This window comes from Salmonella sp. NW1250 (assembly GCF_051812965.1).
Taxonomy (GTDB): domain Bacteria; phylum Pseudomonadota; class Gammaproteobacteria; order Enterobacterales; family Enterobacteriaceae; genus Salmonella; species Salmonella enterica.
The window spans coordinates 23382-34668 of record NZ_JAMNDD010000006.1 but is presented as its reverse complement, the minus strand read 5'-3'; the positions used below and the strand labels follow the sequence as shown (position 1 = coordinate 34668).

Sequence of the window (11287 nt, the reverse complement as noted above, 5' to 3'; positions counted from 1 at the left end):
ATGATGAACGACGCTTTTGCTAAAGATAATAATGAGAATTCATTACACTCTTTTCTTTTTTCTCAGCAGGCTAAACCTCACGCGGCGATTGATGCCTTATTTTCGGCCTTGTTGCCATTTGGCCAACCGTTTACGCTGGGTATCGGCGATGAGTTTTATTTACAGGCAAATGATGAACACTACATTGTATTACTGGAGTCAGGCGTTGTTTCTTTCTGTCATAATGACAAACGACTCCATATATCTTCATCGTTTGCGCCATCGGTCGTGGGTATGGTTGACAGCTATGGCGCTACCTATAATGTCCCCGCGCGACCGGAACACTTTTTGCTCGCAGAAACGGTTTGTACCGGTAGATTTGTTCGCCTGCCGGATTTTATAAAAATCGCCGATGAATGCGATTTGTGGCACGACGTGGCCCGTTGTCTGGCTTACCGTCTGATGGTGATGAGCGCGCGCGATCGTGAATTAGTCGGCGTCGATTCTTATCTGAAAGTTCGGGCGCTGCTGACTGAAATATGGGCTTATCCACAGGCCTACCGGGAAAGCATTATTGTGTTGAATTTTATTCAACGGCGTACCGGGATATCGCGCAGTCGGACCATGAAGATTCTGTCTGAACTAAAAAAAGGCGGGTATATCCATATTGATAATGGGCGGCTGACGGCGCTCGGAAAACTGCCAGTGGCGTATTAATGCGCTATCCGCAACGATATATTTACATATCTCGACTGAATTTGCCTGATATCGTTAATAGAATGTTTTACTGAAGGTTGTTATGAAGGTTATTTTTAAAAAGTCAATACGGCTAAAGGAGATAGGCCGAACGACTGGTGTAAAGTTAATATAAAACAAGAAGTTATGTCTGGTCCTATAAAACCAAATGTCGATGATTGCAACTTGCCGTTGGCTTGCTAATAATTAATAACATCGTTATCTCATTATAACGTAAAGATTAACTCACGACGTTGAGTGGCTGTTTTATTGCCTCTGACATTTATATCAGAACAAGAAGACACTTTTTTTCGCATAAGAAAAAGTCGTGATATTGCTGTGAAGAAATATCAGCAGCCGTTTCGTTAAAAAATCTGATTACCCTCATTTTTATATTTAAAAGGAGCTTGAATGAAAAAGCCTGTACTAGCATTAATGGTCTCTGCAATTGCCTTTGGCGGAATGTTGTCCACCGCGCAAGCGGATACTACAACCGTCACTGGCGGTACGGTAAATTTTGTCGGACAGGTCGTTGACGCCGCCTGTTCTGTTTCCGCTGACTCTGTCGATCAGACCGTGACATTAGGCCAGGTTCGCGCCAGTAAATTAACCGAGGCCGGTATGGTGGCGAATCAAAAAGAAGATTTCACCATTAAACTGGAAGACTGCGATACTCAGACCAGCCAGAATGCGGCGGTGATTTTTAATGGCCAACAGGACGCAAACCAGCCGGGGTCGCTGGCGAATACCGCTGGGGCAGGTTCGGCGACGAATGTGGCATTACAACTTTATGGACCAGATGGCCAGGCGCTGAATATCGGTGAATCGTCCAGTACTGTTACCTTGAACGATGGCGAAAACGTTATTCCGCTTAGCGTGGATTATATCGCTACCGGTACGGCGACTGCCGGTAATGTTACCGCGACGGCGACATTTAGCATGGTTTATTCCTGATTCCTTATCGGGATTTTTTTCTCGTCTGTTGGGAGGCGAGAAAGGGGCGTTACGCGCGTCACTGCGCGTAACAAACCGACGGCATCAGGATATTACGCAGATGAAAAAAAACTTACCGATTTTCCTTCGATTATTGCTACTGCTGTCGGCGGCCGGCCTGTCGTTTGCCGCGCAGGCGGGAGGCATTGCGCTGGGCGCGACCAGGGTGATTTATCCGCAGGGAAGTAAGCAAACCTCCTTGCCGATTATTAATTCTTCTGCCAGCAATGTTTTTTTAATTCAGTCATGGGTCGCCAATGCCGATGGTTCACGCTCGACGGATTTTATCATTACGCCGCCTCTCTTTGTGATCCAGCCTAAAAAAGAAAATATATTACGTATTATGTATGTCGGGCCGTCATTACCGACCGATCGCGAAAGCGTATTTTATTTAAACAGTAAAGCGATACCCTCTGTCGATAAAAATAAATTGACCGGCAACTCCCTGCAAATTGCGACGCAAAGCGTGATTAAGCTATTTATTCGCCCGAAAAATCTGGCGGAGGCGCCAGCTCATGCCCCGTCGACGCTTCGCTGCCGTAACGAGCGCGGCCAGCTAACGATTACTAACCCTTCGCCGTACTACGTTTCGATGGTTGAACTGTACAGCGCGGGGAAAAAACTGCCGAATACTATGGTACCGCCGAAAGGCGCGATCACTCTCCCGGCGACGCCCGGCCAGGTATCTTTGCGCACGGTAAACGATTTTGGCGCAACGACGCCAGCACGCGTTTGTCCAGCTTCATGATGTTATGCGTAATCAGCTTTTCATGACGCGATATTACTCCAGCGTAGCTAAACCCGTATTAACCCCGCTGGCGTTGGCTATCGCACTGGCGCCTGCGCCGGGGTGGGCGGAAAACTATTTCAACCCGGCATTTCTGTCTGACGACCCGTCTGCGGTGGCCGACCTATCGACCTTTTCCCGTAATGCCCAGGCGGCAGGGATGTATCGCGTTGACGTTTACCTGAACAATACGTTTCTCGCGACCAGAGACATTGCCTTCCAGGCGGTGAAAACGACGGGAAAAAGCGCGCCCACCGATGACAGCGGATTACGCGCCTGCCTGACGCCTGAAATGCTTAAAAATATGGGGGTAAACACCGGGGCGTTTCCACTGTTGGCGAAGGCGGCGGCGGGAAGTTGCCCGGATCTCGCCAGTGCGATACCGGCCGCCCGGACCCGCTTTGATTTTGCGCAGCAACGTCTCGACATTAGCATCCCGCAGGCGGCGATGGTTGCCAGCGCCAGAGGCTATATCCCACCGCAATACTGGGATGAAGGTATTAACGCGTTGCTATTGAATTACACCTTTACCGGCGCGAATAGTCAGGATCGGAGCCCAGGCGGCAGTGCGGAGAACAGCTATTTTCTTGGATTGAATAGCGGCCTTAATCTGGGGGCCTGGCGGTTACGCGACTACTCCACATGGAACGCGAATAGCGGCGATCAGAATAGCGACAGCGACTGGCAGCACATCAGTACTTATCTGGAACGTGATGTGGTCTTTTGGCAGGGAGAACTGACGGCAGGCGATAGTTATACCCCCTCCGCATTATTCGACAGCCTTCCTTTTCGCGGGCTACAACTGGCGTCTGACGACAATATGTTGCCAGACAGCATGAAGGGCTTCGCGCCGACCATTCACGGCATTGCCAGAAGCAACGCGCAAGTGACCATTCGGCAAAACGGCTACATCATCAATCAGCGCTATGTGCCGCCCGGGGCATTTACTATTAATGATCTCTATCCTACCGCCGCCAGCGGCGATTTGACTGTGGAAGTCAAAGAGTCCGACGGTTCTATTAATCGCTATAACGTGCCCTATTCCGCCGTGCCGATTCTACAACGAGAAGGGCGGTTGAAGTATGCGGCGACGGTGGCGGAGTATCGCAGCGATAGTAGTCAAAAAGAGAAGGTGAAATTCAGTCAGGCGACCTTGATATGGGGGTTACCGCATGGTTTTACGCTGTATGGCGGAACACAACTTTCCAGTCATTATCACGCGCTGGCGATCGGCAGCGGCGCAAATCTGGGCGACTGGGGCGCGGTGTCGCTGGATGTCACCCAGGCTACCAGTACGCTGGCGGATAATAACACCTACCAGGGGCAATCGCTGCGTTTCCTGTATGCCAAATCGCTTGCACAGTCAGGAACCAATTTACAGCTTATGGGCTATCGCTATTCAACCTCGGGCTTTTACACGCTGGATGATACCACGTGGAAACGGATGAGCGGCTATGACGATGACAGTCGGACTGACAGCGATAAAAGCAGGCCGGAATGGGCGGATTACTACAATCTTTATTACACCAGGAGGGGGAAAGTACAACTCGATATCAATCAACAGCTAGGCGGGTTGGGATCGCTTTTTATTACCGGCAGTCAGCAAAGTTACTGGCACACTGATGAAAAGGATTCTTTGTTGCAGGTGGGATACAGCGATACGCTGGCGGGGATTGCATGGAGCGTTTCTTACAACAATAACAAATCCGCAGGCGATGCGGAGCGCGATCAAATTTTCGCGCTGAATATCTCGGTGCCGCTAAGTCAATGGCTGCAACACGATGATGAGGTCACGCGCCATCACAATGTTTACGCTACCTTTAGCACCAGTACGGACAAACAGCATAACGTTACGCAGAATGCGGGCCTTAGCGGCACACTGCTGGACGAAAACAATCTTAGTTACAACATACAGCAAGGCTATCAGAATCACGGTATTGGCGAAAGCGGCGCCGCCAGCCTGGAATACGATGGCGCGAAAGGCAACGCCAACATTGGCTATAACGTTAGCGATAACGGTGATTACCAGCAGGTGAACTATGGCCTGAGCGGCGGCCTGGTGGCGCACGCGCATGGAGTGACGCTAAGCCAGCCGTTGGGCAATACCAATATTTTGATTGCCGCGCCGGGCGCAGCCAACGTCGGCGTTGTCGACCAGCCGGGTATTCATACAGACGCGCGTGGCTATGCGGTGGTGCCGTATGCGACGACATATCGCCAAAACCGTATGGCGCTGGACGTTAACGCCATGGCGGATGATGTCGATATTGATGACGCGGTGACTCGCGTTGTGCCGACCGAAGGCGCGCTGGTTCTGGCCAGCTTTAAAGCGCGGGTCGGCGCGCGTGCCCTGGTAACGCTGAATCATAACGGTAAGCCTGTACCCTTTGGCGCAACGGTGACGGTGAATGATCGTCATGCGGAGGCGATTGTTGACGAGGCCGGGGAAGTCTATCTTTCCGGGTTGTCAGCGCAAGGCGTTCTGCACGTTCGCTGGGGGAACCTGCCGGATCAACAGTGCGTCGCGTCCTATCATCTCTCTTCCTCCCGTCAGATTCTGAGTCGACAACATGCGGAGTGTCATTAAATGAAAATACCTCTTTTATTTGCTCTGCTGGCGGGAAGTGTCGTATCGCAGTACGCCTTCGCAGACGTGTGTAAAAACGTTAACGGTGTACCTTCCAGTATTAATTACGATTTAACGACCACTCTGACGGCAGAACAAAACCAGGTGGGAAAGACGGTTCAACTGGAAAAAAGCCAGGAAGTTAATGTACAGGCGGTGTGTCCCGCCGGCGCGGCGACCTATAGCCAGACTTATCGCTCCTATGTGTCGCCATATCCGGTCGTAGAAACGAGCGGTAACTGGAAATATTTAAAGCTGGACCCGGACTACCTTGAAGGCGGAATGCGAATTGAGGATTCTTCGGCGGGCGATATCTATCCGCCAATGAACAACGTTCTGATGGGATATGATGAAAATGTGAAAGCGGGTCAACCGTTTTACGTTCGTGACTCAAATCTGGAGTTTCAGCTCAAAATTGTTAAACCGTTCGTCGGCACGGTGAATATTAGTCCTAAGACTATGTTCAATGTTTATGTCATGACCGCCGCAGGCGATCCGCTGACAGATGTCGTGTACAGCATTCTTTATAGTGGAACGGTGACCGTACCGCAAAGCTGCGAAATCAACGCCGGACAAACGATTCTGGTGAATTTCGGCGCATTATACAGCGGCAATTTCAACCATGCAGGCCAAAAGCCGGAGGGGGTACGAGCGAAAAAATTCAGCGTACCGGTAAAGTGCAGCGGTCTGGATTCGCAGGTCAATTTAACGATGCGTCTTATCGCTACGCCGGATAGCCACGTTCCCCAGGCTATCGCTTCGGATAATGCCGATGTCGGCGTAGTGGTCGAAACCGATGAAGGAAACGCGCTTATCCCCAATGATGCACAGAGCGTCGCGCCTTTTATCACCGATAGTGCCGGACGCGCTAACATCACATTGCAAGCCTACCCGGTAAGTACAACAGGCGAAACGCCTGCGGAAGGGGCGTTTACCGCACTGGCCAGCCTGCGAGTGGACTTTGACTAAATGAACAGATCACACTGCGCTCTTTTTGCCATGGGACTAATCCTGTGTCCACAAATCAATGCCAGCGCTGACGACCTCGCTTATAACCTCGAATTTACCGGCACTATTGTGGCGCAAACCTGCGACATAGATATCTCCAGCCTCAGTCAAAGTATTGATTTAGGGCAGTTTGCAGTTGGCGATTTTCCTTCGACAGGAACAACGACAAAATTTAAGCCCTTTAATATCAACCTCAAAAATTGTTCCCGAGGAATTGCCGGGGCGAAGATCTGGTTTACCGGCGAACCCGATCCGGACAATCCCGCGCTACTGGCGATAACCGATACCGGGATGGGAAGCGGAAACATGTTAGCAAGCGGGGTTGGGGTGGAAATTCTGAATGATGATCAGGATACCATCAGTATCAATAATGCCGACTCGGTGGTCTATCCGTTGAAAGCCGGACGCAACACGCTGTCTTTTTATATTCGCTATAAATCGACCCGGCCGACGGTCACGTCCGGGAACGCGACGGCGGTCATGTATTTCGATATGCAGTATGAATGAGGAGCCATCGTAATTATGCGTAACGATATCCTGTACGGCATCGGGATGCTGCTGGCGGCATCCGGCGTCCAGGCGCACGATGGCCGGGTCTATGTCTCCGGAACCATCACGGACAATACGTGTTCGCTCTCTCCAGGCTCGGAAAATATTAACGTGGCGATGGGCGCGGTTTCTCAACGGCAGTTTTATCGCGCAGGCGACGGTTCCGCATGGCAACCTTTTGCTATCGATTTACAGAACTGCGGCAGCACTGCCAGCGGCGTAACGGTCAGTTTTAGCGGTGCGGCGGACAGTCGTAATACGGATTTATTGGCGCTTACCGCAGGGGAAAGCGACGCTTCAGGCATTGGGATTGCGCTTTATGATCAAAATAAAACCTTAATCCCACTGGGGCAGGAGAGTGATGTGGTGACGCTCAGTCCGGGCCAGGCGTCGGCGCATCTGCAATTTTACGCGCGTTATCTTGCTGATGGCGGCGCGGTAACGCCCGGGGACGCCAATGCCTCCGCAACCTTCATTCTTGCCTATGAATAAGTTCTTTTTACGCTGCGCGATATATTGGTGCTTGCTTCCCATATCATGGGCGCAGGCTGGCGTGGTAATTGGCGGTACTCGCTTTATCTATCATGCGGGCGCCCCGGCATTAAGCGTACCGGTAAGTAACCATTCAGAAGCGTCCTGGTTAATTGATACGCATATTTTACCTGGTGGCCGCTGGCCTGGAACCAAAAACGAAGGGAATATCACGCCCTTCGTGGTCACGCCGCCATTATTTATGCTTTCAGCGCGCCAGGAAAACTCAATGCGGGTGGTTTATACCGGCGGACCGCTACCCGCCGACAGGGAAAGTCTGTTTACCTTGAGTATCGCCGCTATTCCCTCCGGTAAACCGGAAGCGAACCGTGTACAAATGGCGTTTCGTTCGGCTTTAAAATTGCTCTATCGCCCTGAGGGACTCGCCGGCAATCCGCAGCAGGCCTACCGGCATCTGATCTGGTCGCTTACCCCCGATGGCGCGACGGCACGCAATCCGACACCCTATTACGTTACGCTCTTTTTATTACGCGCTAACGAGCGCGCCCAGGACAACGCCGGGGTTGTGGCTCCCTTTGCAACGCGTCAAACGGACTGGTGCCGGCACACGGTTCGCTGCACTGTGCGCTGGCAAAGTATTAATGACTATGGGCGGGTAATGCCAGCGCAAACCGTGGATCTGACGCGTATTCATTAACCTATTTTTCAGGCGTCTCCCGATAGCGGGAGGCTTTCCGATCTTATCGAACGAGACTTTTATTATGTATTATCACGCGTTAAAACTTTCCCGACTGGCGATGTTGACGTTGGCAGGCGTTGCCGTATCCGCCTCGGCAATCGCCGCCGATTCTGCCCCGACGTCGCAAATTGGCCCGACGGCGGAAGCCTACATCGTCAGTCATCCGGATAAAGTGGGAGAGGTGGTGGCAACGTATTTGGCCGAACATCCGGAATTTTTGGTCGCCGCCAGCGAGACGTTGCATCAGCGTCAGCAGATTGCGCAACAACAGGCGTATGTTCAACTGGCATTACAGTATCGTGCTGAGTTGCTCAGTAGCAGCAGTCCTTCCGTTGGGCCCAACGAGGCAAAAGCGGCGGTGGTGATGTTCTTTGATTACCAGTGCTCGTGGTGCAGCAAAATGGCGCCTGTGGTCGAAAACCTGATTAAGGCGAACCCGGATACTCGGTTTATTTTCAAAGAGTTTCCTATTTTTTCCTCCCGCTGGCCGGTATCCGGACTGGCGGCAAGAGTCGGCGAACAGGTATGGCTTACACAGGGCGGGGCGAAATATCTCGACTGGCATAATGCGCTTTATGCCACAGGGAAGGTGGAAGGCGCGTTAACGGAACACGATGTCTACACCCTGGCGCAACATTATCTAACGCCGACGCAGCTGGCCGCCGTAAAAGAAGCGCAAAGCAGCGGTGCAGTACATGATGCGCTCCTCACTAACCAGGCACTGGCGCAGCATATGGACTTTAGCGGCACGCCTGCTTTTGTCGTCATGCCTCAGACGCAAAACGGTGATGTAAAACGGGTGACCGTGATCCCGGGAAGCACGACTCAGGATATGTTGCAAATGGCGATTCAGAAAGCGAAGGGGTGATATTCGCTCAGAGGAGAACGCACAGGAGTGAAAGTAAAATGAAGTCTATGCGTTGCGTCATACCGGTGATTTTACTTTCCTTTATCGTTCATGAAGGGACAGCGAAACCGACCGCTCAGATTCATTTTATGGGATCGGTTGTTGAGGCAGGCTGCTGGAATGACGTGGGAACCTTAGAAATTCAATGCCATAATAAAGAGGGAGTTGAACGTTATATTATTGTCGAGAATATTATCACGCCGATATCATCTCCTCATGCAATGGTAAAACGAGATTATTTGGATGAAGATAAGCAATTAACAGTGCTACGCATTGTCTATGACTGAACCGCGTAGCAGACCGCAGGTAGTGTCCCGTCAGTGTCGTGTGAGGATATTATGAAAAATGTTCTCACCTTCCCGGGACACGGTCTACAGACTTTATCTTCAGATAAACGGCGCTAAAAAGAAAAGTACCATCAATAAAAAAAGGGTGGGAATACCAATAGATATAATTTTATTACATCGGTGAGTATGATATTGAATAGCTTGTGGCGGTATGTCAGCAGCGTCAATGATAAATCTTTCATCAATTTTTATCCCCTGCCTGGGGAGCGTAACGAACAGTTCGAAAAGCCCGATTTGTTGTAAATCTCGTCGCAGCAGATAAAGAAGTTGCGTCAAATTAGCATCGCTAACAAATTGACTTCGCTCTCCCCAAACTGCGTACGCGACACCTTCACGGATAATCAATTCCTGATGTGCGTTTTCTATTAAATAGCTCAGGCACCAGGCCCGCATAAATGTCATTTTGAACGCTGCATTGCTGCGCAAGGACGTGATTTCCCTTAATGATTCATTGTAAATAAACTCATTATTTATTTTATGCTGTCTCATGATTACTCCATTTGTGCTTTCAGGCCATGACATCCCACTTGTTCCGTATAGTCAGCATCGTTGCAACGTGTCCGCTATGCTATGAGCAAGGATAGGTTGGGGCGACAGGCCTGAAAAATCAACTGTCATTAAATTGGCTAAATTGTTTAAGTGAAATAAATGTTATTGTTTTTGTGTTCTTTCTATAAGCATGTTGATTCTGTTTTATCAATATTTAATGAGGTATACATATAACGCGTCGTTTAAGGATTATCAAACCATGTTTTTGAGCGATACATAATATGTATATCATTATTTTTTATTCAGTTGATGAGAATTGTCTGTTGTGATTCATTAATTTGAAAATGCGGTTAGTTACAAAAAAGGACATAAAAATAATATTTTTCTGCTGTTTGTTTTTAATTTTATTAAGTGTTGCTATGATTTTAGGTTAAGCATTTTTTATGTGCTTGAATGGTAATTTATGTTACCTGGTATAACGTTTATTTCGGCCTGTTGGTCGGTCTTATGGATGCTATAGGATATAGATAAAAAGAACTAAATAAATATTCGATGATGGCTTGCTTTCTCAGGATGAAATTTTATGAGCTGATGGCGATATAAAATATTTTTATGATTTTTTTTGTTATTGCGTTATACATGATAACTATGCTGAACATCTTCGGAATATTACGTTGGACGGGCAGAGAAATTGCCTCTGCATTGCAGAAGTCTCATAACGTATAGTCTGGAGAGCATTATGTACGTAAACCAACAGTCCTCACTCGCCATGCCTGCACCAAGAGCGCCGATGAATCAGAAAATTGATACCGATAACGCGATGGTGCAAAACCATAACGCCATATACCAACAGCTCCTCGACCAAATTCGTGATGACAATACATATACACATGCCGTTATTACCTTAATCCTTATGGCACCGCGCCGTTAAGCCTTTATCCTGGTGTCTGAGTTGAAAGCAGCGAACCGGGTATCGTGGAGTTTCTGGTTTTTGACAACGGTAATTACCGTTTCCGCGAAGATAATATCAATCTGCCGCCACCGGGTAACGACCGCATGAGAGTTGTTTTATTTACTGATGTCGTCAACACGCATGGTGTGATCCGGAACGATGTTATTGATATGTTCCATATAATCAGCAATTGCCTGCGAGGTTTACAGCCCTTTAATGTCTTTGACATTTTTACCTTTCGTGAAGTCAAATCCGCCACGGCCTTTACCGATAAAGGAGTCAGCGCGACGGTACTGAATATCTTGTCTGCGACCTGTTTACCTTTGATATCAAATTCGACAATACGCTGTCCCAGCGGTTTTGTGTTGTAGTGTTTGAATTTGGCCGTTTTCGACACATGCAGCATGCCGTTCTTCGGATCGGCTGCCTGAGACATCATCGCCTTCAGATCTTTACCGCTAATTTCCACGTTCATTACGTCGTTAGTAAAAGGATACATACTCAGAACATCGCCGAGCAGGTAATCATCGTCATATCAATAATGGTGTGATGGAGGGCACCGTTGTTGTGATGGCTGTGCTGGCAGGTTTTCAGGTATTGCTTACAGCGATAGAGTTGCACTCCTGAGGGGGAAATGACCGTTTCGGATCACCCCCTGCGTTACGGAACAGCGGGGCAAATCAC

The 11287-nt window shown here is 49.3% G+C and carries 12 protein-coding genes and 1 pseudogene; 11 read left to right on the top strand and 2 right to left on the bottom strand.

Annotation, left to right across the window (positions count from 1 at the left end):
- From NBA72_RS12065 to NBA72_RS12020, 10 genes are all read left to right on the top strand, one after another.
- Complete coding sequence (locus tag NBA72_RS12065) at nt 1–696, top strand: winged helix-turn-helix transcriptional regulator (RefSeq protein WP_000980522.1); 696 nt, start codon at nt 1–3, stop codon at nt 694–696.
- A 429-nt stretch (nt 697–1125) separates the two neighbouring features.
- Entirely contained in the window at nt 1126–1668 is a 543-nt protein-coding gene (locus tag NBA72_RS12060) for a fimbrial protein BcfA (protein ID WP_000743357.1), read from the top strand.
- 100 nt (nt 1669–1768) lie between these two features.
- The gene (gene bcfB, locus NBA72_RS12055; RefSeq protein WP_000739906.1) at nt 1769–2455 is read left to right on the top strand and encodes a fimbrial biogenesis chaperone BcfB; all 687 of its coding nucleotides are present in this window, start codon (nt 1769–1771) and stop codon (nt 2453–2455) included.
- 4 nt (nt 2456–2459) lie between these two features.
- On the top strand, nt 2460–5081 hold the full coding sequence (gene bcfC, locus NBA72_RS12050; protein WP_042947712.1) for a fimbrial usher BcfC: 2622 nt from the start codon (nt 2460–2462) through the stop codon (nt 5079–5081).
- Nucleotides 5082–6089 (top strand): fimbrial protein BcfD, encoded by a 1008-nt coding sequence (locus tag NBA72_RS12045; protein WP_000701238.1) that lies wholly within the window; start codon nt 5082–5084, stop codon nt 6087–6089.
- Nucleotides 6090–6635 (top strand): fimbrial protein BcfE, encoded by a 546-nt coding sequence (locus tag NBA72_RS12040; protein ID WP_001082036.1) that lies wholly within the window; start codon nt 6090–6092, stop codon nt 6633–6635.
- A 15-nt stretch (nt 6636–6650) separates the two neighbouring features.
- Nucleotides 6651–7169, top strand: a complete 519-nt coding sequence (locus tag NBA72_RS12035) for a fimbrial protein BcfF (RefSeq protein WP_001243232.1) — start codon at nt 6651–6653, stop codon at nt 7167–7169.
- Nucleotides 7135–7866, top strand: coding sequence for a fimbrial chaperone BcfG (gene bcfG / locus NBA72_RS12030; protein WP_077917525.1), 732 nt, complete (start codon nt 7135–7137; stop codon nt 7864–7866). Before NBA72_RS12035 ends, bcfG begins: the two co-directional genes overlap by 35 nt.
- 64 nt (nt 7867–7930) lie before the next feature.
- Nucleotides 7931–8776 carry a DsbA family protein gene (locus NBA72_RS12025; protein WP_000291393.1) on the top strand — a complete coding sequence of 282 codons (846 nt, stop codon included), beginning with the start codon at nt 7931–7933 and terminating at the stop codon, nt 8774–8776.
- 38 nt (nt 8777–8814) lie between these two features.
- Nucleotides 8815–9102 carry a hypothetical protein gene (locus tag NBA72_RS12020; RefSeq protein ID WP_000839832.1) on the top strand — a complete coding sequence of 96 codons (288 nt, stop codon included), beginning with the start codon at nt 8815–8817 and terminating at the stop codon, nt 9100–9102.
- Nucleotides 9103–9201: 99 nt separating this feature from the next.
- Here NBA72_RS12020 and NBA72_RS12015 read toward each other — a convergent pair whose 3' ends face one another.
- Nucleotides 9202–9651: a winged helix-turn-helix domain-containing protein gene (locus NBA72_RS12015; protein ID WP_001248822.1), complete on the bottom strand. Its 450-nt coding sequence runs from the start codon at nt 9649–9651 to the stop codon at nt 9202–9204.
- 739 nt (nt 9652–10390) lie between these two features.
- Between NBA72_RS12015 and NBA72_RS12010 the strand changes: the two genes are divergently transcribed.
- The gene (locus NBA72_RS12010) at nt 10391–10582 is read left to right on the top strand and encodes a hypothetical protein (RefSeq protein WP_012218477.1); all 192 of its coding nucleotides are present in this window, start codon (nt 10391–10393) and stop codon (nt 10580–10582) included.
- Between the two features lie 137 nt (nt 10583–10719).
- On the opposite strand, the pseudogene NBA72_RS12005 reads toward NBA72_RS12010, so the two are convergent.
- Nucleotides 10720–11117 (bottom strand): annotated as a pseudogene (locus NBA72_RS12005) (5'-nucleotidase C-terminal domain-containing protein); the annotation flags it as partial.
- Between the last annotated feature and the right edge of the window lie 170 nt (nt 11118–11287).

Excerpts from the sequence above, each read along its gene's own strand:
- NBA72_RS12015 (WP_001248822.1), bottom strand. The coding sequence starts at position 9,651 with ATGAGACAGCATAAAATAAATAATGAGTTTATTTACAATGAATCATTA.
- bcfB (WP_000739906.1), top strand. The coding sequence starts at position 1,769 with ATGAAAAAAAACTTACCGATTTTCCTTCGATTATTGCTACTGCTGTCG.
- NBA72_RS12010 (WP_012218477.1), top strand. The coding sequence starts at position 10,391 with ATGTACGTAAACCAACAGTCCTCACTCGCCATGCCTGCACCAAGAGCG.
- bcfC (WP_042947712.1), top strand. The coding sequence starts at position 2,460 with ATGCGTAATCAGCTTTTCATGACGCGATATTACTCCAGCGTAGCTAAA.
- NBA72_RS12020 (WP_000839832.1), top strand. The coding sequence starts at position 8,815 with ATGAAGTCTATGCGTTGCGTCATACCGGTGATTTTACTTTCCTTTATC.
- NBA72_RS12045 (WP_000701238.1), top strand. The coding sequence starts at position 5,082 with ATGAAAATACCTCTTTTATTTGCTCTGCTGGCGGGAAGTGTCGTATCG.
- NBA72_RS12025 (WP_000291393.1), top strand. The coding sequence starts at position 7,931 with ATGTATTATCACGCGTTAAAACTTTCCCGACTGGCGATGTTGACGTTG.
- NBA72_RS12065 (WP_000980522.1), top strand. The coding sequence starts at position 1 with ATGATGAACGACGCTTTTGCTAAAGATAATAATGAGAATTCATTACAC.
- NBA72_RS12035 (WP_001243232.1), top strand. The coding sequence starts at position 6,651 with ATGCGTAACGATATCCTGTACGGCATCGGGATGCTGCTGGCGGCATCC.
- NBA72_RS12060 (WP_000743357.1), top strand. The coding sequence starts at position 1,126 with ATGAAAAAGCCTGTACTAGCATTAATGGTCTCTGCAATTGCCTTTGGC.
- bcfG (WP_077917525.1), top strand. The coding sequence starts at position 7,135 with ATGCCTCCGCAACCTTCATTCTTGCCTATGAATAAGTTCTTTTTACGC.
- NBA72_RS12040 (WP_001082036.1), top strand. The coding sequence starts at position 6,090 with ATGAACAGATCACACTGCGCTCTTTTTGCCATGGGACTAATCCTGTGT.